We start from the raw sequence: 20,251 nt of genomic DNA, 5'->3' as shown, positions 1-20,251 counted from the left end.
TCTGCGGCGTCGCGGCCTTAAGTACCGGCTGGATCATGCCGGCAATGGCGGCGGATTTGCGCATCGGCCTGCAGGACGATGCCGATGTCCTTGACCCGCACCGCGCGCGCACTTTTGTTGGACGCATCGTATTCACCTCCCTTTGCGACAAGCTCTTCGACATCAACGAAAAACTGGAGATTCAGCCGCAGCTTGCCGAAGGATGGAAATGGTCCGACGACGGGAAAATTCTGAGCATAAAGCTGCGCGGCGACGGGAAATTCCATGACGGCTCGACGATCACGGCAGCCGACGTGAAAGCCAATCTTGAACGAGCCAAGAGCCTTGCCGAGTCCTTGCGCAAGAGCGAGGTGGCATCGATCGACAGCATCAAGGTCGTGGACGACACCAATCTTGAAGTCCATCTCGTCAAGCCTGACGCCTCGCTGTTATCGCAGCTCGCCGACCGCGCCGGCATGATCATGTCGCCCAAGGCATTCACGGATGGCGATTTCGCCCAGAATCCGGTGTGTTCAGGTCCTTATAAATTCGTCAGCCGTGTCCAGAATGACCGCATCGTTCTGGAAAAATTCAACGATTACTGGGGCGCAGCCAATTATCACTTCGACAAGGTGACGTTCCTGCCAATTCAGGACACGACGGTGCGGCTTGCCAATCTGCAGTCCGGCTCACTCGACCTGATCGAACGCCTCGCCTCCTCCGATATCGAGGCGGTCAAGAACGACAGCAAGCTCGCCTTCTATCCGGTCACCGGCACGGGCTACCAGGGACTGACCTTCAACATGACCAAGGGTGACAAGGACAGTTTCCCCATCGGTCACGACAAGCGCGTGCGCCGGGCTTTCGAACTCTCCATCGATCGCAATGCCATCAACGAGGTGGTAGGCCAGGGCATTTTCCAGCCGGCTCACCAGCCCTTCCCGCCCACCAGCTTCGCTTACGACAAGAAATTCGAAACAGTGACCCGTGATGTGGAAAAGGCCAAGAAACTCCTGGCGGAGGCTGGGCTGGAACGCGTGAAGTTCGAGATCTCCTATGGCAATAATTCCACATCCCAGCAGGTTTACGAGCTTATCCAGGCCATGGCGTCGGAGGCCGGTTTCGACATTTCGCTACGCCCGACCGAATTCGCCGCCCTGCAGAGCACGCTCAAGGAAAAGTCCTATGAAGCCGGCCAGAGCGGATGGTCCGGCCGCGCCGATCCTGACGGCAATATCCACCAGTTCGACACCTGCAAGGGCAATCTGAACGACGCGGGATATTGCAATGAAAAAGTGGACGAGCTTTTGAACAAGGCGCGCGCGACCACGGATCAGGCGCAACGCAAGGCGATCTACGATGAAGCGCAGGCCATCATCCAGGATGAACTGCCGATCGTCTATCTCTATTACCAGCCGTGGCCATTCGCGGCGCGCGCGGATTTGAAGGGCTTCGTCGCCTATCCAGATGGGATGGTGCGCCTGAAAGGCGTTTCCATCACCAACTGACCGGCGCGAAGAGCGGAGGCGGCGACCCCCTCGCCGCCTCCGTCCAGCATTCTTGGTTTCAGCCGCATGATCTTACCTGGAAGTCTGCAACTTTTTGGGATCATGCTCCAGAGGTTTCCGAATCCCATGCTTGAACTGATCATACGGCGCTGCGTGGTCGTATTGCCCACACTCTTTCTGGTTTCGGTGCTGGTCTTCGGCATGCAGAAACTGCTGCCGGGCGATCCGATCCTGGCAATGGCGGGCGAAGACCGCGATCCGCAGACCATCGCCTATCTGCAGGAAAAATACCGGCTGAACGATCCAGTGCCCGTGCAGTATTACGTATGGCTGAAACAGATATTGTCGGGCGATTTCGGCCTGTCCATACGCACCGAAAAGGCCGTTCTCGAACTCATCGCCCAGAAGCTGCCGGTCACGATCCAGCTTGCCGCTTTCGCCATGGTCGTGGCCCTCCTCATCGGCGTTCCGGCGGGGATCGTGTCTGCGGTGCGTAAAGGTAGCCTGACCGATTACACCATCAATGTTGCAGCCTTGTCGGGGCTTTCCATCCCCAATTTCTGGCTCGGCATCCTGTTCATCCTCGTCGTCTCGGTGAAATGGCAGCTGCTGCCCTCGTCGGGCTATACGTCCCCGCTTGAGGACCCGTGGCAGAATATCCGCACCATGATCATGCCGGCAATCGTGCTGGGCACCGGGCTTGCAGGCGTGCTGATGCGTCACACCCGCTCGGCCATGCTCGGCGTGCTGCGGTCGGATTATGTCCGCACCGCCCGCGCCAAGGGCCTCGACGAGAGGACCGTGATCGTGCGGCACGGCCTACGCAATGCGCTGGTCCCGATCATCACGCTCGCCACGCTTCTGTTCGGCGAACTCCTCGCCGGAGCGGTGCTGACGGAGCAGATATTCACCATTCCCGGCTTCGGCAAACTCATCGTCGATGCCGTTTTCACCCGCGATTACGCGGTCGTGCAGGGCGTCGTCCTGTGCACGGCAATCGGCTTCATCCTGATGAACCTCCTTGCCGACATTCTCTACATTCTGGTCAACCCACGTTTGCGGGACGCATCATGAACAGCGCTACCGGTATTTCCACAAGCGCCCGCTGGCAGGGCAATCGGGCCTCGCGCAAATTCCTGCGCAACCGCGCCGCGGTATCGGGAGCCATCCTGGTCGGCTTCTTTGTGCTTCTTGCGATTTTCGCGCCCTTCATCGCCACCGAAGACCCATTCAAGACCAGTTTCATCGCCTTGCGCAAGCCGCCATCGCTGCAGCATTGGCTCGGCACGGACGAACTCGGGCGCGATCTTTTCGCCCGCATGGCTTACGGCGCCCGTACATCCTTGCTGGCGGGCGGTGTTTCGGTTCTCATCGCGGTCATCGTCGGCGTTCCGTTCGGCATTGTCGCAGGCTATTTCGGCGGTTGGCTGGATAGCGTGATCTCGCGCGTCATCGACGCGGCACTGGCCATCCCTTTTCTCATCCTCGCAATTGCGCTCGCCGCTTTTCTCGGAGCGAGCCTGACCAATGCCATGATCGCAATCGGCCTTTCGGCGGCGCCAATCTTCGCCCGGCTCACGCGCGGACAGGTCATGATGGTTCGGGCGGAAGAATATGTGGAAGGCGCAAAGGTCGTGGGACTGCGTCATCCCCGCATCATCTGGCGCTACATCCTGCCCAATGCGCTCTCCCCGATCATCGTGCAGACGACGCTTACCATCGCTGCAGCCATCATCGCGGAAGCGAGCCTCTCCTTCCTAGGTCTTGGCCAGCAGCCGCCCAATCCCTCCTGGGGATCGATGCTGAATACGGCCAAGAACTTCATTTCCCAGGCGCCCTGGATGTCCATCTGGCCGGGGACCGCGATCTTTCTGGTCGTTCTGGGGTTCAATCTTCTCGGCGACGGCCTGCGCGACGCCATCGATCCGCGCGAAAACTGATCTGCAAAGGAAATACCCAATGAGCATGTTCACCACCCGTCCGGAAATTCTTGGAACGTTCGGCGTCGTCACATCCACGCACTGGCTGGCTTCCGCCGCCGGAATGGCGATGCTGGAACGCGGCGGCAATGCATTCGACGCCGCCGTCGCGGCGGGCTTCGTGTTGCAGGTCGTGGAGCCCCATCTGGTCGGGCCGGCGGGCGAGGTGCCGATCATCTTCCACTCCGCCCGCACTGGCAAAACGGAAGTGCTCTGCGGTCAGGGCGTGACGCCGGATGCGGCAACAATCGAGCGCTACAGGAGCGAAGGGCTGGATCTGGTTCCAGGCTCTGGCCTGCTGGCAACGGTCGTTCCTGGCGCTTTCGACGCGTGGATGCTGATGCTGCGCGACCATGGGGCGCTTGAACTCCGCGAGGTGCTGGAACCCGCCATTTCCTATGCGCGTCACGGCCACCCGCTGCTGCCGCGTGTCGCCAACACTATTCGCGATCAGGCGCCCTTCTTCGAGAAGGAATGGCCGACTTCCTATGCCTTGTGGGCGCGTGGCGGCAATCTGCCCAAGGCCCACGAGCTGTTCGTCAACGAAGCCCTTGCCGATACCTATCAGCGCATTGTCGATGAGGCGGAAGCCACGTCCGGCACGCGGGAGACGAAGATCGACCGGGCGCGCGACGCGTTCTATCGCGGGTTCGTCGCCGAGGCCATCGACCGTTTCTGCCGCGAGACCGAGGCGATGGATACCAGCGGCGAGCGGCACAATGGTATTCTGACCGCAGACGACATGGCGCGCTGGAGCGCCACCTACGAAACGCCGCTGACCTATGATTATCACGGCTGGACCGTGGCCAAGACCGGCCCGTGGGGACAGGGACCGGCCTTTTTGCAAACGCTGGCCCTGCTTGAAGAAACGGACATTGCGGCGATGGACACGGCGGGGCCGGATTTCGTCCACACCACCATCGAAGCCATGAAACTCGCCTTCGCGGACCGTGAGGTCTATTACGGCGACCCCGACTTCGTGACCGTGCCAATGGAGCATTTGCTGTCTGAAAGCTATAATGCCGAGCGGCGCAAGCTGATGGGCTCCACCGCCTCGCCCAGTCTCGAACCGGGGTGGGTAGCCGGATATGAGGCGCAGCGCGAGCGGGCCATCGCCCAGTTCCGCTATGCGGGCGCAACGAAGAAAGATACCCATGGCGCCGGTGAGCCGACCATGGCTCACTTGCGCACGGAAAAGCGCGGCGACACGGTGCATATCGATGTCATTGACCGTTTCGGCAATATGGTCTCGGCGACACCCTCAGGCGGCTGGCTGCAATCCTCGCCGATCATTCCCGAACTCGGCTTCGCGCTCAACACGCGGGCGCAGATGTTCTGGCTGGAGGAGGGTTTGCCGTCGAGCCTTGCCCCGCGCAAGCGCCCGCGCACCACGCTGACGCCGTCGCTCGCCTTGCTGGACGGCAAGCCGCGCATGGTCTTCGGCACGCCGGGCGGTGACCAGCAGGATCAATGGCAGATGCTGCTGTTCCTGCGCCGGGTGCATCACGGCCTTAATCTTCAGGAAAGCATCGACCTGCCGCTGTTCCATACCATGCATTTTCCGTCGTCCTTCTATCCGCGCGAGGCGATCCTCAAACGGCTCGTCATCGAGCGGAGCATCGGTGCGCCAGCCATCGAAGAATTAAGGAAACGCGGCCATGACGTCGAGGTGGTCGATGAATGGACCGTCGGCCGCCTGACCGCCGCCGAACGCATGGAAAACGGTCTGCTCAAGGCCGCCGCGACCCCGCGCCTCATGCAAGCCTATGCGGTCGGGCGCTGAAATGGGGCTCGATCTTTATCAGATGCTGTGGCTGGGGACCGGCCTTCTTGTCGCGGGCGGCGTGACCGGTATCCTCGCCGGGCTTTTCGGCGTCGGCGGCGGAACCGTGATCGTTCCCATCCTCTACGAGCTGTTTCGCTATATGGCGGTTCCGGAGGAGGTGCGTATGCCGCTTTGCGTCGGCACATCACTCGCCATCATCATTCCAACCTCGATCCGCTCCTATCGGTCGCATCTGGCGCGAGGCGTCGTGGATACCAGCCTGCTCCGGGTCTGGGCCATTCCCGTCGTGATCGGCGTTATTCTCGGTAGCATCATTGCCCGCTATGCGCCTGAGGAGGTCTTCAAATCCGTATTCGTGGCCGTAGCCGGTGTTTCCGCCATCCGCCTTCTCTTTGGCAAGGATAGCTGGCGGTTCGGCGATGACGTGCCCGGCAAAACGGCTACCGGGATCGTAGGCCTGGTGATTGGCGTGCTGTCATCCCTCATGGGCATTGGCGGCGGCCAGCTCTCCAATCTGTTCATGACCTTTTACAATCGCCCGATCCATCAGGCAGTGGCCACATCATCAGGCCTTGGCGTTCTCATCTCCATTCCGGGCGCGCTCGGCTATATCTATGCGGGCTGGCCGCGCGCAGCCGAATTTCCCGACGTGGCGGCGCTGCAACCGCCCATGGCGCTGGGCTACGTTTCCCTTCTCGGTCTGCTGCTCTTCATTCCGACAAGCATAATCGCGGCGCCCTTCGGGGTGAAACTGGCACACAGCCTGTCGAAGCGGAAGCTGGAGGTGGCCTTCGGCCTGTTCCTGCTCTTCATCTGCCTGCGCTTTCTCGCCAGCTTCTTCGTGTAAAAGGTTCACCTCATGCAAGACAAGCTGCTCTCCGTCCAGAACCTGCGTGTCTCCTTCCTGAGCGATGGGCGATGGACAAGCGTCGTCCACGACATTTCCTTTTCCATCGAGGCGGGGACCACCGTTGCGATCGTCGGGGAATCCGGTTCGGGCAAAAGCGTCACCTCCCTTGCCCTCATGCGTCTGCTCGCGCCAGGCAGCAGCCGCATCGAAGGCGATATCCGCTTTTCCGGCAAGTTATTGAGCACAATGAACGATGCCGCCATTCGACGCATTCGCGGCAATGAGATCGCCATGATCTTCCAGGAGCCGATGACGTCGCTCAATCCGAGCCTCACCATCGGCTTCCAGCTGGGGGAGGTTCTCATGACCCATCGCGGCATGGGCAAAGCGCAAGCCGAGGCGGAAGCGGTGCGCCTGATGGAACGCGTCCGCATCCCTTCGGCGGCGACCCGCATCCATGACTTTCCGCACCGCCTTTCAGGCGGCATGCGCCAGCGGGTGATGATTGCCATGGCGCTCGCCTGCCGTCCGAAACTTCTGATCGCGGACGAACCGACGACTGCGCTTGACGTCACCATCCAGGCGCAGATTCTCGATCTCATCCGCGAGCTGCAGCGGGAAGAAGGCATGTCGGTTCTCTTCATCACTCACGATATGGGCGTGGTGGCTGAAATTGCCGACCGGACCATCGTCATGCTGCAAGGCCGTATCGTCGAAAGCGGTATGACCGCAGAAATTTTCAATACGCCCAAGCATCCCTATACGCGCGCCTTGCTGTCGGCGGTTCCCAAGCTCGGCTCGATGCAGGGGGAGGCGAGGCCCAAAAAATTCATCGAGATCGATCGCGACACCGGCTTGCCGGTTGAAGCGGAAGAAAGCGGAGAAACCGCGTCCGCTCAAATCGTGGCAAAACCCGCAAATCCGGTGCTCGAAGTCAAGAACTTGCGCAAATATTTCGATATTCGCAAAGGTCTTTTCAGCCGCGTCGTGGGACGCGTGCATGCGGTTGAAAATGTATCGTTCGACATTGCCCAGGGAGAAACCCTGGCGCTGGTCGGCGAATCCGGATGCGGGAAATCCACAACCGGACGGGCGATCATGCGCCTCAGCGATCCGACATCTGGTGAAATCCGTCTCGATGGCGAAGAAATCCTCTCCTTGAGCCCCTCCCGCTTCAGGGAACGCCGCCGCGATATGCAGCTCATCTTCCAGGATCCTTTCGCAAGCCTCAATCCAAGCATGAAAGTGGGAGAAGCGGTTGCCGAGCCCATGATTGCTCATGGTCTGTGCAGCCCTCGCCAAGCGCGTGAACGGGTGGGCGAATTGCTGCGTCAGGTCGGTCTCGGCCCTGAAATTTCGGACCGTTATCCGCATGAGTTTTCCGGCGGCCAGCGCCAGCGCATCGCAATCGCTCGCGCGCTCTCCCTACGTCCGAAGCTGATCGTCGCCGATGAGGCGGTCTCCGCGCTCGATGTCTCCATCAAGGCGCAAGTGGTCAATCTCATGCTGGATCTGCAACGGGACCTGGGCCTGGCATTTCTGTTCATCAGTCATGACATGGCCGTGGTCGAGCGCATCAGCCACCGTGTCGCCGTCATGTATCTGGGCGAAATCGTCGAGATCGGCACCCGGGCCGACATTTTCAGCGATCCCCGCCATCCCTATACGAAACGCCTGCTCTCGGCGGTTCCCGTTCCCGACCCCTCCCGCCGCGACCAGCGCCCGGCGCTGAAAGTCAGCGAACTGAAAAGCCCTATTCGCCCCGCGGACTATCAGCCAAAGCCACGGCCAATGCGGCAGATCCGGCCCGATCATTTGGTGCAGGAATGGGGTGATGAGTGGCCGAATTGACGCCGATGCAGTCTTTGTTTTAGCCGCATGATCTTACCTGGAAGTCTGCAACTTTTCGGGATCATACTCTAGTCGGGCTTTTTTCCTCCAATCGCTGTATGATGCCAGCCATCCGCCCGGATAAGATGCGTAATGGAATGCCGTTGAATGATAGAGCCGCAAACAGATGATGATCTCTTGGCAGGGCAATCCGTAAGATTGATTGCACTGGATCCGGATCGACATGCAGATCAGCTCTTTTCTGCCTCCCATATTTCCGCCTCCAATGGCGAAGAAGGAGTTGAACTATGGCGATTTATGCGCGACGGCCCATTTCAGGATGCCGATGCATATAAGACCCATCTGAAAAGCTTATGCGCTTCGAAACAATTTTCAGGATTTGCGATCGTCGACCTGTCGTCATCCGCGCTGCTTGGCCAGATCGCCTTGATGAAGGCCGACGAAGAACACCGGACGGTTGAAATCGGCTATGTTCTGTTCCTTCCAGTTTTTCAAAGAACGAGAGGCGGAACGGAAGCGCTTTATCTGTTGATGCGCTATGCCTTTGAAGGACTGAAAATCCGGCGTTGTGAATGGCGCTGCGACAGCCGCAACGTCAAATCCGAACGAGCAGCCCTTCGCCTCGGATTTCAGCGAGAGGGACAGTTGCGGCAGCATATGATCGTAAAGGGCAGAAACCGCGACACGATAATCCTGTCCCTTCTGGATACCGAATGGGAAAACGCCAAAGGCGTGATCGAGACCTGGCTTTCCGATGAGAATTTCGATGAGGACGGAGTGGCTATGCAAAGCCTCCATGACCTTCAAACCAGCCGACGGCCTCAAAGCCTTTAAGCAGTTCCTGACATGATCAAGATTTCCCTCATGCCGGCACCAACGGACCCCGGCTCTTCAAATAATGGGTGCGGATGGCATCCGCAGCCCGGAACGCCAATGCGCCGACCGTGCCGGTAGGATTATAACCGGCATTCTGCGGAAAGGCGGAGGCACCGATAACGAAGACATTCGGGACATCCCAGCTTTGCAGATATTGGTTGACGGCGCTTGTCGTGGGATCGCTACCCATGATCGCGCCGCCGGTATTGTGTGTGCTGTGATAAGGCACGACCGTATAAGGCTTCGCCAGATCGTGCCGTACCACCTGGCGCGGATTCATGATTTTCGCGATCTCCTCAGCCTTGCCGTTGACGTAATTGATCATGCGGATGTCATTATCCGGATAATCGAACGTCATTCGCAGGAGCGGACGGCCAAGGCGATCCTTATAGGTCGGGTCGAGATCGAGATAATTGCCGCGCGTTGCATAGCTTGAGCCCTGGGCGTTGAGATAGAGATTGCTCAGATAATTGTCGGTGGTCGCCTTCTTCCATACCGAGCCCCAGCGCGGCGTTCCCGGCGGTGTCGGGCGCGTGGCGATGGGCCGTCCGTTGGTCAGGTTGTACATAATCCCGGCGCCGCCGACAAAATCGAGACCCGAATGGTCGAAGCTGTCACCATTGAAGTCGTCCATGGACTGCCCCATGGCTCCGGTGGAGATGAACGGGTTGAAGTTCTTGTTGTCGAAGAACATCTCAACGCCGGCATAGGTCTGGTAGGCATAGTTGCGCCCGACCGTGCCTGTCGCCGTCTTCGGGTCGTAGGGCTTGCCGATGCCGGACACCAGAAGCAAGTGGACATTGAACAGGATAAAAGCGCAAACCAGCACGATATCGGCAGGCTGTTCCCATTCCTGTCCCTCAGCATCGACATAGGTGACCCCGGTGGCCTGGCTGCCGGACCGGTCGAGATTGATCCTGATCACCTCGCTATCGGTGCGCGCCTCGAAATTGGCTTTCCGCATCAGAACCGGCAGCACCGTCGTCTGCGGACTCGCCTTTGAATAGTTGGCGCAACCATGACGGTCGCAGAAGCCGCAATAGGTGCAGGCGCCCATCACCACGCCCAGCGGATTGGTATAACTCCGCGATATGGTCCCCGCCGGAATCGGAAACGGATGAAAACCGGCCTCGCGCGCGCCTTGGGCGAATAGAGCCGCGCCATAATTCATATCGAGCGGCGGCAGCGGATAGTCGCGGGCCCTCGCCCCTTCGAAAGGATTTCCCCCTTCCTGCAGCTTCCCATTGATATTGCCGGCCTTGCCGGAAATCCCCGCGAGATATTCGAATTTGTCGTAATAGGGTTCCATCTCCTCATAGGTGATGCCCCAATCCTGGATTGTCAGCTCCCGCGGGATAAATTTCGGGCCATACCGCTCCGCGAGATGGCTGCGGCAGCGAAAATCGCTGGGCAGGAAACGCCAGGTGCAGCCGCTCCAGTGCACACCGGCACCGCCGACGCCATTGCCGGGCAGGAACGAGCCGAACTCGCGAACCGGCAGCGCCTCTTGAGCGATGTTATTGCGGAAAGTGAGCGTGCTCTGTGCAGGCCTTAAAAAAAGATCCTTTCGGATCGCATAACGCAGTTCATCCGGCATGTAGCCGACGTTGAAATCCGTCGCCGTATCGCGCCACGGCCCGCGCTCTATGGCGACGACATCGAGCCCCTCGTCCGTCAGTTCGTTGGCGAGAATCGCGCCGGTCCAGCCCAGCCCGATGATCACGACATCCTTGCGCGGAAGCTTCGTCGCCATTGTCCCCTTACCCTTCATAGCTTCCATGAGGAAGATCTATGGCCATAATACATAATACAAGTATTGCTCAAAGTGTTTTATGAATATTTTCAATAATTGATAGCTATATCTATATTATCGTGGCGGTCCACTTGTTCGAAAAGAGCGCGGAACAACCGCGCTCTTTTCATGGCTCAATACGCTAACAGGTGACGAGCAGGAGGAACCCGAACAGAGCCAGATACATGCTGAAGGCCTGTTTCGTGAAGTCGCTGACCTGCACCTTGGCGAAGTTGCAGACCAGGCAAAGCTTCGATTCAGGTCCTCTCGATGATCACCTTCAACACATCGTTGCGGTTGACGTCCCAATAGGGCAGCGCTTCTTCCGCCTCGGCGAACGGGAACACTTTCGAAATGAGGCTGTCCGCCTCGGACCCGAGCTTTTCCAGATGGCCGATCACCGCCTCGAAATCGGCGAGTGTCGCGTTGCGTGAGCCCATGATGTCGAGTTCCTTCAGGTTGAAGAACTGCGTCTGGTAGGTCACCGGCGCTTTGGAATAGCCGACATAGACGACGCGCCCGGCGAAGCAGGCGAGATCGACGGCCTGGGTGAAGGTAAGCGGCAACCCGACCGCCTCGAAGGCGACATCCACGCCGTCGCCTCCTGTCAGGTCCATCACCTTCTCCACCACATCGTCACCGCTGGGCAGAACGTGCGCCGCACCGAACCGCAAGGCGAGTTCGCGCTTTTCAGCGCTCGGATCGATGGCGATCACCTTTGCACCGCGCGCGGCGGCGCCAAGCAGCACCCCCATGCCGATCATGCCGCAGCCGAGCACCGCCACCGTTTCTCCCGCCTCGACACGGCCGCGCGCAACCGCATGAAAGCCGACCGAAAGCGGCTCGACCAGCGTCAGGTGACGCGGCTCCAGCGTTTCATTGAGGATCAGCTTTTCGGCAGGCAGCATGATCTCGTCGGCCAAGCCGCCATCCTGCTGCACGCCGAGCGTCTTGTTATAACGGCAAGCGTTGAGCCGCCCCTTACGGCAGGAGGTGCATTCGCCGCAATTGGTGTAGGGCAGAACGATCACGCGCTTCCCCGCCGCATAGGCGGCACCGACTCCCTCCCCTGCCTCGATGATCTCGCCGCCGATCTCGTGCCCCGGAATGCGCGGGAGCCGCACCAGCGGATTGAGTCCCTTGAACGTGTTCAGATCGCTTCCGCACAGGCCGACATGGCGCACCCGGACTCGGACATGACCGGGCAACAAGGGCGCTGCGTCGATTTCAGCAAAGCGGGTGACGTTTTCGCTCTCGATACGCAGAGCCTTGACCATGAATATTTCCTTTCCTATTCCGCCGCCTTGCTGGGCATCTTCAACCTCTCCGGTCGTCATCCTCGGGCTTGACCCGAGGATCCACGGCAAAGGGGCGGAAACGAAACTATTATGCGCAACTGGATCATGAATTACCGAGATTGATATGGATCGCCGCTCCTGATGGAACGAGTTGGCGTGGCGGAAGGACCAGTGCTCCCTTGCCGTGGATCCTCGGGTCAAGCCCGAGGATGACGACCGAAGGGGGTTAATAGGCTGCCCCACTATTACGTTACGGCGCCGACCTGCCAGGGAACGAATTCGTTGTCGCCATAGTCGTAGATTTCGCTCAGCGTCTTCTCGCCCGATGCAACCGCGATGATATGCTCGAAGATACGGGTGCCGGATTCCTCGATGGTCTCCTCGCCGGTGACGATGCCGCCGCAATTCAAATCCATGTCTTCCTTCATGTGCTCGTACATTTCGGAATTCGTTGATATCTTGATGCAGGGCGCTGGCTTGAAGCCGGAAACCGAGCCGCGACCCGTCGTGAAGCAGATGACATTGCAGCCGCCCGCCACCTGGCCCGTGACGGCGACGGGATCGTAGCCCGGCGTGTCCATGAAGACGAAACCCTGTTCGGTCACGGTTTCCGCAAATTCATAGACGGCCTTGAGCGGCATGGAGCCGCCCTTGGCGACCGCGCCGAGCGATTTTTCCAGAATGGTGGTGAGGCCGCCGAGCTTGTTGCCGTGCGAGGGATTATTGTTCAGCTCATCGCCGTTACGCGCGGTATAATCGCGCCACCAGTCGATGCGCTGCAACAGTTTTTCCGCCACTGCGGGTGTCACGGCGCGCCGCGTCAGAAGATGTTCCGCGCCATAGATCTCAGGCGTTTCCGCAAGAACCGTCGTGCCGCCATTGCGAACGATGAGATCGGAGGCGAACCCAAGCGCCGGATTGGCCGAAATACCGGAATAGCCATCCGACCCCCCGCATTCGAGCGCGACCTTCAGCTTCGACAGCGGCTGTTCGGTGCGCTTGGCTGCGTTTACAAGCGGCAGCATCTCCTTGATATGTTCAATGGCCGCGTCGATGGTCTTACGGGTGCCGCCATGCTGCTGGATCGTCATGGTGCGCAGGCGCGCGCCTTCCTCCATGCGATAATGCTCAAGGATCGGCGCGATCTGGTTGGTTTCGCAGCCAAGCCCGATCAGGAGCACGCCGCCAAAGTTCGGATGCCTGGCATAGCCCTGAATGGTGCGTGTCAGCAGGCGATACCCTTCCGATTTGGTGTTGAGTGCGCAGCCGCTGCCATGCGTCAGCGCGACCACGCCGTCGACGTTGCTGAACCCATCGAGGCCGCCCATGCGGTTGAAATAATCGGCGATGTAGCGCGACACTGTCGCCGAGCAATTCACTGACGAAATCACGCCAATGAAGTTGCGCGTGCCGACGCCGCCCGCCCCGCGATCATAGCCCATGAAGTGCCGGCGCTCCGCCTCCGGCACCATGCCGCGCTCCTCGATATCGACGCAGAACTGGTGCTCATGCTCGGAAGGCAGCATGGCGAGATTGTGCAAATGCACATGCTCGCCCGGCGCGATGTCCTTCGTCGCAACGCCGATAATTTGTCCGTATTTCAGGACTTCCCTGCCCGCAGGCACGGCACGGATCGCGACCTTGTGGCCGCGCCCGATGAATTCGCGTGCCACGATCCCATCCAACCCGACAGGGTCCCCGGCACGAACCGGTATGCGCGCAACCGCGACATCGTCGGAGTGGTGCAGCAGGATGACGGCCGCTATCGCCGTAGCAACGTTATCGTTCATAGTTCAAACCTCCCCCGGCCACGTTAGTCACGCGGCTCATTATCCATCCAGCGCCGCTTGGACCGCTCCAGATGCGTGCGCATGGCCGCTTGCGCCAGAAGCGGATCCCGCGCTTCCAGCGCCGCATAGACCATCTCATGCTCGGCCAAGGCCGAGACCCAGGTATCGTTGTCCTCGAATCGGCTTCTGATCTGCGCCGTCAAAGGGCTGTGCCGCTCGTCGAACAAATCGCGGACAATGCGCGTCAGGACGGAATTACCGGCCTGTTCGGCAATGAGCAGGTGAAACTGCCGGTCAAGCTCCATCGCCTTGCGATCCGCGCCGACATTCGCCCGCATCGCATCGAGCGTCGCGCGAAGCCGGGTGAGCGCCTCCGGGGTCATCCGCGCGCAAGCCAACCCCACGAGACTGCCCTCGATCACCTGTCGCGCCTGCATGATTTCGAGCGGGCTTTCCCCGATGGAAATGCCTTGCAAAGCCCGCGCCTCGGGTTCTTTCGTGACGTAGATGCCCGAGCCCATGCGGATTTCGACATTGCCGGCGATCTCGAGCGCAATCAGCGCCTCGCGGAGCGAAGGACGCGACACGCCAAGCTGTTGGGCAAGCTCGCGCTCCGCAGGCAGCCTGCTTCCGGCGGGAAACCGGCCCTCACGGATCAGATGCCTGACACTGTCTGCGATTTGCTGGTAAAGCCTGCGCGGTTCCGCGTGGCCGGGATGCTCGTTCATGCTTCCTCCGAAATTGGCCTTACCATGCGGGCCATTTTAGGGAATTACAATAACTGGCTTGACCAATTCCCATCGCGTCGCTTAAGGTTCACGAGGTGGGGAGAGGACGCCATGCATGAAAAGCCAAGCATCCTGCAGTTCGGCACCAGCCGTTTTCTGCTGGCGCATGCCGATTTCTTCATCGCGGAAGCTTTGGCGCGTGGCGATGCTGTCGGCACCATCGGAGTCGTGCAGACGACCTCCAATCCGCAAAGCGCCCGGCGTATCGCCGCGCTGAATGAAGGCGCCGGTGTCCGCCTTGCTCGATACGGACGGAAATCTCTGGATCAGCGCGCCATAGTATCGACCGTGAGGGGCGTTAGCCGCGCGCGTCCGTTGAAACACCCGCTTGAGCGGATTTATTCAAGGAGCAGATGGCCCATTTGGATAGTGCGGATTACCGACACCAGAGTATCACCAGCGATGGCAAGCTCGCCGCTATTGTCTATCTCGATCGCATCGCCAATATCGCCGGCTTCCATCGTCGCGCGTCGCAGGCGCCGCTGGATCTCGGCATCGCTTTCGCGACGGCGGGCAGCCAGCCGCGCCGCCAGGATATCGGGATCACAGGTGATGCGGACCGTCGTTACCCTGCCGAACGCGGACCGGATTTGAGAAAGGGCCGCGCGCGAGCCGTTGAGAACCGCAACCCCGCCTTGTTCAAGATGGGTGTGCGTTTCAAGCGGCACGCCATAGCTGAGGCCGTGCGCCTCCCAATCGACTGCGAAGGCTCCGGCGATCCGGGCCGCCGCGAAGACTTCAGGGGAACAGGTGTCGTGATCCTCGGCACATGCGAGCGCCGGGCGCGTGACGACACGGCGCACGAACAGAACCGATGAATCCGATGCCAGCCGTTCTCGGGCATAGGCGATCAGGCTGTCTTTCCCCGCGCCGCTCGGACCGACGATCGCCAGCAGCGTACCGGCACCGATCTCTGCTTCAGGCAATGCGGCGGCCCTCGCGCCAGACCGAGCGGACGACTGGCACGCCGGCCTTTCGGCGCACACGCACCAGATCGGCGCGCAGGCCGATGGCGATGCTGCCGCGATCGTTCAGTCCGACCGTTCGCGCCGGCGTTGAGCTCACGAGGCGTATGCTTTCTGAAAGGCTCATGCCGCCTTCATCGGCGAGCACGAACGGCGCGTGGATCAGGCTGAAGGGCACATAATCCGACGAAAGCACGTCGAGCACACCTGATGAAGCCAGTTCCTTGGCCGAGATGTTGCCGGAATGGGATTTGCCGCGCACCACATTGGGCGCGCCCATCAGTACCGCCATGCCGGCTTCGTGCGAGGCCTTCGCGGCCTCCATGCTCGTCGGAAACTCCGCCACGCGAACCCCGAAGCCTCTGGATTCCGCGACATGCTCGACAGTCGCGTCGTCATGGCTGGCAAGGGCGATACCTTGCTCCCCGCACGCTTCGACGATAGCCCGGCGGTGCGGAGCGGCATAGCGGTTCGACTCCTCGATGCGCCTCGCCACGAAGCGCTCGAAATCGGCGTCGTTCAGTCCCCGCTTCTTCTTGTAGTAGAGCGTATACTGTTCGAGTGTCTGAAACTGGCGCTGGCCCGGAGCGTGATCCATGAGGGAGGCGAGCTTTACCTGGTGGTCGCCGTGGAAATCCGCGAAATGCTCCAGCACGTCCCGTGCCGAGACTTCGCAGCGCAGATGGATGAAGTGGCTGGCGCGCAGGCGATCCTCCGCCGTGGCGCACTGGATCGCATCGGCGATAGCGCGCATCTCGCCTTGTCTGAAACCTGAATCCTCGTCGGACCCGATCCGCAGGCAATCGAACACCGTGGTGATGCCGGAGGCGGCGACCTGCGCGTCATGCGCCTGCAGCGCCGCGAGACTGTCCCACACGACGCCGGGACGCGGGCTGTAATGGGATTCCAGATGATCTGTGTGAAGTTCGACGAGGCCCGGAATGACATAGTCGCCCGCCAGGTCTTCGCCCCCGGCGGAAAGGCCGCTGTCCATGCTCGCTATGAGCCCGTCGCGGATGAGGATGGAGCCGGTGACGATCTCGTCTTCGAGGACGATCCGCGCATTGGAGAGAACGGTTTCTTGCGGCATTCAGGCAGGCTTTCCAGGTTTTATGGGAATAGATCAGAGAAACAGTTTGCGCATCTGCTGGGACAGGAGATCGATGAGCGATACGGTCACAAGCATGATGATCAGCATGGCCCCGGCCTGCGGATAGTAGAAGCCGCGAACGGATTCGAAGAGCACCTGGCCGATGCCGCCGGCACCGATCACGCCGAGAACGGTCGCTGACCGCACATTGGATTCGAAGCGGTAAAGCGCATAGGACATCCAGAGCGCTATGACCTGCGGCACCACGCCGAACACCACTTCCTGAAGCCGCGTTGCGCCGGTTGCCCGGATCGCTTCAACCGGACGGGCGTCAATGGCCTCGACAGCCTCCGAGAAGAGCTTTGCGAGAACGCCTGTCGTGTGAATGAAAAGCGCCATCACGCCGGCGAAAGGTCCAAGACCGACGGCGACGACGAAGAGTACGGCGAAGACCAGTTCGTGGATCGACCGGCAGGCATCCATCAGGCGTCGCACAGGATGAACGATGTACCAGGGCGCGATGTTGCGCGCCGACAATATGCCGAAGGGGATGGCGAAAACGGCGGCCAGAAACGTGCCCCACAGGGCGATCTGCAGGGTGACCAGCATTTCCTGGATGTAGTAGCGCCATTCGGAGAAGTCGGGCCGCGCAAAGCCGCCGGCATATTCGGCCATATTGCCCGCGTCGGTGAACAGCAGAATCGAGCGCGACATCTCCGCCGGAGCCCAGCTCCAGACGAGGAGCACGACAAGGACGATCCAGCTGGCGGCGGTCCATGCGCTGCGCGCCCAGTCCCGCTCGACGTCCGGACGGACCTGCTCAGGGCTGACGATCTTTGCGGTATGTTCCATTTGTGGTCTCGACCCGGTGGTGGGACCGGCCCTCCTGGGTGGGGAATTGGCCGGTCGGAGGGACGAAGCGGTTCTTGTCTTGATGAAACGCTTGTACTGCCCCTCACCCTTACCCTCTCCCCGTGAAGAACGGGGAGAGGGGACATCAATGTTGCCGCTTCTTCCTTCTCCCCGTTTCTTTACGGGGAGAAGGTGCCGGCAGGCGGATGAGGGGCATTCCAGTTACATTAGCGTTTCAAACAAGGAACTGCTCCAAGCGGTCAGCCTTGGGTCGAGAGCTTTTTCTCGAACCCGGCCTTCGCAGCTTCCAGCTTCTCGATCTGCGTCTTCTTCTCGGCCTCGGTCAGCTTGGCGTCGCCCTTGATCTTGGCGATGTTCTTCGTGAGCTCCATGATGCGGATCGGCAGGAGCTGGTCGTCGGTCGATGCCCTGAACGGCGCCCATTCGAGAACGGCGAGCACTGCCTTTTCGCGGGCGATGTCGCCCTTCGACTGGTCGGTGCCGTAGGTCAGGAAGAACTCCCTGAGCTTGGTCTTGGTCGCTTCCGGCAGGTCCTTGCGCCAGACGAGCGGATCGGACGCAATGAGCGGCGATTTCCAGATCACTTTCAACTTGGCAAACGCATCAGGGGCATTTTTCTCGATGATCGTCATGTTCTCGGTATTGTTCGCCGCCGCGTCGAGCTGGCCATTGGCGACGGCCATGGCATTGGTCTCGTGGTTGGCGTTGGTCACGTTCTTGAAGCAGGTCTTCGGGTCCACATTGTTGGCCGCGAAGATGAACGTAGTCGGGACCAGAAAACCGGACGTCGAATTCGGATCGCCCAAACCGAAATTCAGCGACTTGTCGCATTTCAAGAGGTCTTCGACCGAGTTAAGCTTGCTGTCCCTGGGCGCGACGATGACGGACCAGTAGCCGGGATTACCGTCCACATTGACCGATTGGGCGAACACTTCGCCATCGGCGCGGTCAACGGCTTCCATCGCCGCCTTGTTGCCGTACCAGGCAAGCTGCACCTTGCCGAAGCGCATGCCTTCGATGACGCCGGAATAGTCGGTCGCGAAGAAGGGCTTCACCTCCAGGCCGGTGGCCTTGGAGAGATCAGCCAGCAACGGCTCCCATTTCGGCTTCAGATTCTGTTGCGATTCCGTGGAGATGATGCCGAAATTGAGTTCTTCGGCGATTGCAGCGCCCGACAGGGCCATGGCAAAGGCAGTGACTGCCGCGCCCTTCAGAAATGCGTTCATGATAGGCCTCCGTGTTGATGTGCGTGAGTTGAGTTATGCGAATGCCGCAACGCGTCCCGGTTCGGTGGCGCGCTTCGGTTTGGCCGGCTGCAATGGCGCGTCCGGCAAAATCAGTTCTTCCGAGCTGGCGCCGTAAAGCTCCACCAGCATCTGGTTGGTCAGTTCGGACGAGGGACCGTCGAAGACGATGCGCCCGTCGCGCAGCGCGACGATGCGCGGGCAATAGCGGCGCGCATATTCGACCTGATGAAGCGACACGACGCAGGTGATCTGCTCGTCGCGGTTGACGGCGGCGAGGATTTCCATGATGCGTCGCGCGGAGGATGGATCGAGCGAGGCGATCGGTTCATCGGCAATCAGGATGCTGGAGCACTGCACGAGCGTGCGGGCAATCGCCGCGCGCTGCTGCTGGCCGCCCGAGAGCGTGGAGGCGCGTTGCCACGCAACTTCGGGAATGCCGACCCGGACGAGCGCCTCGCGGGCGGCTTGCTTCTCCTGGCGCGTGAACAGGCCGAGCGTGCCCCGCCAGGCCGGTATCCGGCCGAGATTGCCGAGCAGCACGTTCGACAGGACCGACAACCGCCCGACGAGGTTGAATTGCTGGAAGACCACGCCGATGTTGCGGCGCATCTGGCGCGCGCCGGCCGACAGCCGCCCGCCGTCCTGCATCGGATTGCCGAGAACATCGATCCTGCTTCCCCCCGCCTGACCGGTTTCCAGCCCGCAGATGTGGCGGATGAGCGTGCTCTTGCCGGAACCGGAGGCGCCGATCAGCGCAACCATCTCGCCGCGCTTGATATCGAGGCTGATATTGTCCAGCGCCCGCTTTTTGCCGAAGCTCTTGGACAGATTTTGAATGGAAATCGCGGTCATCGAATTCCTCCTTCCACGGGGGCTCCAGGCAACATCATGTTCCCGCCGTATGAAGCTCGATTGACGCGAGAGTAGCAGTTTCATGACGATCCACAGTCACGTGGGGCCACGCAGCGTTTTCATGCCGCTCCAGGAACGCTTCGGCGCTCAAATGGCGGAAATCGTCGAGCGCGTGGCGCAGCTTTTCGTGCGGCCAGTCCCACCAGGCCAGCGCCTGCATCCGCTGTGCGATGTCATGGGAGAAGCGCTGGCGCATGAATTTTGCCGGAACACCGCCGACGATCGTATAAGGCGCGACATCCTTGGTCACGACAGCTCCCGCACCGACAATCGCGCCGTCGCCGATTGTCACGCCGGGCAGGATGGTGACGCCGTGACCGATCCAGGTGTCATGGCCGATGAAGACCCGGCGGGCGCGGCGGGCGGCGAAGAAATCCGCCTCATGTTCGGCATCGTCGAAGTAATCCGATGCGCGATAGGTGAAGTGATGCAGCGTGGCCCGTGACATCGGATGATGCGTCGCGTTGATGCGCACCGATGCCGCGATATTGGCAAACTTGCCGATGGTGACGCACCAGCTCTGGCAGTTCTCCATCACGTAGGAATAGTCGCCAAGTTCCGTCTCGGTGAGGCGACCGCCCTCCCCTACCTCGGTGTAGCGGCCAAGGCTGCAGTTTTCGAGCCGCGCGGTCGGGTGAATAACAGGCGTTTCGGACAGACGCGTCAT

General features: G+C 60.5%; 17 protein-coding genes and 1 pseudogene. 7 read left to right on the top strand and 11 right to left on the bottom strand.

Annotated features, from left to right (window positions below):
• Nucleotides 1-35 precede the first annotated feature (35 nt).
• From C7477_RS10315 to C7477_RS10285, 7 genes are all read left to right on the top strand, one after another.
• Complete coding sequence (locus C7477_RS10315; RefSeq protein WP_110751798.1) at nt 36-1,487, top strand: ABC transporter substrate-binding protein; 1,452 nt, start codon at nt 36-38, stop codon at nt 1,485-1,487.
• Nucleotides 1,488-1,613: 126 nt separating this feature from the next.
• Nucleotides 1,614-2,561: an ABC transporter permease gene (locus C7477_RS10310; protein WP_110751796.1), complete on the top strand. Its 948-nt coding sequence runs from the start codon at nt 1,614-1,616 to the stop codon at nt 2,559-2,561.
• On the top strand, nt 2,558-3,427 hold the full coding sequence (locus C7477_RS10305; protein ID WP_110751754.1) for an ABC transporter permease: 870 nt from the start codon (nt 2,558-2,560) through the stop codon (nt 3,425-3,427). Before C7477_RS10310 ends, C7477_RS10305 begins: the two co-directional genes overlap by 4 nt.
• A gap of 19 nt (nt 3,428-3,446) precedes the next feature.
• Nucleotides 3,447-5,249 carry a gamma-glutamyltransferase family protein gene (locus C7477_RS10300; protein ID WP_110751752.1) on the top strand — a complete coding sequence of 601 codons (1,803 nt, stop codon included), beginning with the start codon at nt 3,447-3,449 and terminating at the stop codon, nt 5,247-5,249.
• A 1-nt stretch (nt 5,250) separates the two neighbouring features.
• Nucleotides 5,251-6,099 carry a sulfite exporter TauE/SafE family protein gene (locus C7477_RS10295; protein ID WP_110751794.1) on the top strand — a complete coding sequence of 283 codons (849 nt, stop codon included), beginning with the start codon at nt 5,251-5,253 and terminating at the stop codon, nt 6,097-6,099.
• Nucleotides 6,100-6,111: 12 nt separating this feature from the next.
• A complete protein-coding gene (locus tag C7477_RS10290) occupies nt 6,112-7,953 on the top strand; it encodes an ABC transporter ATP-binding protein (RefSeq protein ID WP_110751750.1) in 1,842 nt (613 codons plus the stop codon).
• A 147-nt stretch (nt 7,954-8,100) separates the two neighbouring features.
• Nucleotides 8,101-8,787: a GNAT family N-acetyltransferase gene (locus tag C7477_RS10285; RefSeq protein WP_110751748.1), complete on the top strand. Its 687-nt coding sequence runs from the start codon at nt 8,101-8,103 to the stop codon at nt 8,785-8,787.
• A gap of 28 nt (nt 8,788-8,815) precedes the next feature.
• Here the strand turns inward: C7477_RS10285 and C7477_RS10280 are convergent, their stop codons facing one another.
• From C7477_RS10280 to C7477_RS10230, 11 genes and pseudogenes are all read right to left on the bottom strand, one after another.
• A complete protein-coding gene (locus C7477_RS10280) occupies nt 8,816-10,582 on the bottom strand; it encodes a GMC family oxidoreductase (protein ID WP_110751746.1) in 1,767 nt (588 codons plus the stop codon).
• Nucleotides 10,583-10,878: 296 nt separating this feature from the next.
• Nucleotides 10,879-11,898 carry a zinc-binding alcohol dehydrogenase family protein gene (locus tag C7477_RS10275; RefSeq protein ID WP_110751744.1) on the bottom strand — a complete coding sequence of 340 codons (1,020 nt, stop codon included), beginning with the start codon at nt 11,896-11,898 and terminating at the stop codon, nt 10,879-10,881.
• 266 nt (nt 11,899-12,164) lie between these two features.
• Nucleotides 12,165-13,709, bottom strand: coding sequence for a UxaA family hydrolase (locus C7477_RS10270; protein ID WP_110751742.1), 1,545 nt, complete (start codon nt 13,707-13,709; stop codon nt 12,165-12,167).
• A gap of 23 nt (nt 13,710-13,732) precedes the next feature.
• Nucleotides 13,733-14,437 carry a FadR/GntR family transcriptional regulator gene (locus C7477_RS10265; RefSeq protein WP_110751739.1) on the bottom strand — a complete coding sequence of 235 codons (705 nt, stop codon included), beginning with the start codon at nt 14,435-14,437 and terminating at the stop codon, nt 13,733-13,735.
• An 81-nt stretch (nt 14,438-14,518) separates the two neighbouring features.
• Entirely contained in the window at nt 14,519-14,821 is a 303-nt protein-coding gene (locus C7477_RS19510) for a hypothetical protein (RefSeq protein WP_181418391.1), read from the bottom strand.
• A 14-nt stretch (nt 14,822-14,835) separates the two neighbouring features.
• On the bottom strand, nt 14,836-15,423 hold the full coding sequence (gene phnN, locus C7477_RS10255; RefSeq protein WP_245411801.1) for a phosphonate metabolism protein/1,5-bisphosphokinase (PRPP-forming) PhnN: 588 nt from the start codon (nt 15,421-15,423) through the stop codon (nt 14,836-14,838).
• Entirely contained in the window at nt 15,416-16,552 is a 1,137-nt protein-coding gene (locus C7477_RS10250) for an alpha-D-ribose 1-methylphosphonate 5-triphosphate diphosphatase (RefSeq protein WP_110751737.1), read from the bottom strand. The genes phnN and C7477_RS10250 overlap by 8 nt, the downstream gene beginning before the upstream one ends.
• Nucleotides 16,553-16,585: 33 nt before the next feature.
• Nucleotides 16,586-17,404, bottom strand: a complete 819-nt coding sequence (gene phnE / locus C7477_RS10245; RefSeq protein WP_110751736.1) for a phosphonate ABC transporter, permease protein PhnE — start codon at nt 17,402-17,404, stop codon at nt 16,586-16,588.
• A gap of 260 nt (nt 17,405-17,664) precedes the next feature.
• Entirely contained in the window at nt 17,665-18,651 is a 987-nt protein-coding gene (gene phnD, locus C7477_RS10240; protein ID WP_110751734.1) for a phosphonate ABC transporter substrate-binding protein, read from the bottom strand.
• Between the two features lie 33 nt (nt 18,652-18,684).
• Nucleotides 18,685-19,524 (bottom strand): phosphonate ABC transporter ATP-binding protein, encoded by an 840-nt coding sequence (phnC, locus tag C7477_RS10235; protein ID WP_110751732.1) that lies wholly within the window; start codon nt 19,522-19,524, stop codon nt 18,685-18,687.
• A gap of 121 nt (nt 19,525-19,645) precedes the next feature.
• Nucleotides 19,646-20,251 (bottom strand): annotated as a pseudogene (locus C7477_RS10230) (DapH/DapD/GlmU-related protein); the annotation flags it as partial.

Origin of the sequence: Paramesorhizobium leguminum, assembly GCF_003217235.1 — a bacterium.
GTDB lineage: Bacteria > Pseudomonadota > Alphaproteobacteria > Rhizobiales > Rhizobiaceae > Paramesorhizobium > Paramesorhizobium leguminum.
The sequence above is the reverse complement of the archived record's forward strand: the minus strand, read 5'-3'. Positions and strand labels throughout refer to the sequence as shown.

What these genes read in the sequence shown, in the direction of transcription:
- C7477_RS10315 (WP_110751798.1), top strand. Translation starts at nt 36, where the DNA reads ATGCCGGCAATGGCGGCGGATTTGCGCATCGGCCTGCAGGACGATGCC.
- C7477_RS10310 (WP_110751796.1), top strand. Translation starts at nt 1,614, where the DNA reads ATGCTTGAACTGATCATACGGCGCTGCGTGGTCGTATTGCCCACACTC.
- C7477_RS10305 (WP_110751754.1), top strand. Translation starts at nt 2,558, where the DNA reads ATGAACAGCGCTACCGGTATTTCCACAAGCGCCCGCTGGCAGGGCAAT.
- C7477_RS10300 (WP_110751752.1), top strand. Translation starts at nt 3,447, where the DNA reads ATGAGCATGTTCACCACCCGTCCGGAAATTCTTGGAACGTTCGGCGTC.
- C7477_RS10295 (WP_110751794.1), top strand. Translation starts at nt 5,251, where the DNA reads ATGGGGCTCGATCTTTATCAGATGCTGTGGCTGGGGACCGGCCTTCTT.
- C7477_RS10290 (WP_110751750.1), top strand. Translation starts at nt 6,112, where the DNA reads ATGCAAGACAAGCTGCTCTCCGTCCAGAACCTGCGTGTCTCCTTCCTG.
- C7477_RS10285 (WP_110751748.1), top strand. Translation starts at nt 8,101, where the DNA reads ATGATAGAGCCGCAAACAGATGATGATCTCTTGGCAGGGCAATCCGTA.
- C7477_RS10280 (WP_110751746.1), bottom strand. Translation starts at nt 10,582, where the DNA reads ATGGCGACGAAGCTTCCGCGCAAGGATGTCGTGATCATCGGGCTGGGC.
- C7477_RS10275 (WP_110751744.1), bottom strand. Translation starts at nt 11,898, where the DNA reads ATGGTCAAGGCTCTGCGTATCGAGAGCGAAAACGTCACCCGCTTTGCT.
- C7477_RS10270 (WP_110751742.1), bottom strand. Translation starts at nt 13,709, where the DNA reads ATGAACGATAACGTTGCTACGGCGATAGCGGCCGTCATCCTGCTGCAC.
- C7477_RS10265 (WP_110751739.1), bottom strand. Translation starts at nt 14,437, where the DNA reads ATGAACGAGCATCCCGGCCACGCGGAACCGCGCAGGCTTTACCAGCAA.
- C7477_RS10250 (WP_110751737.1), bottom strand. Translation starts at nt 16,552, where the DNA reads ATGCCGCAAGAAACCGTTCTCTCCAATGCGCGGATCGTCCTCGAAGAC.
- phnE (WP_110751736.1), bottom strand. Translation starts at nt 17,404, where the DNA reads ATGGAACATACCGCAAAGATCGTCAGCCCTGAGCAGGTCCGTCCGGAC.
- phnD (WP_110751734.1), bottom strand. Translation starts at nt 18,651, where the DNA reads ATGAACGCATTTCTGAAGGGCGCGGCAGTCACTGCCTTTGCCATGGCC.
- phnC (WP_110751732.1), bottom strand. Translation starts at nt 19,524, where the DNA reads ATGACCGCGATTTCCATTCAAAATCTGTCCAAGAGCTTCGGCAAAAAG.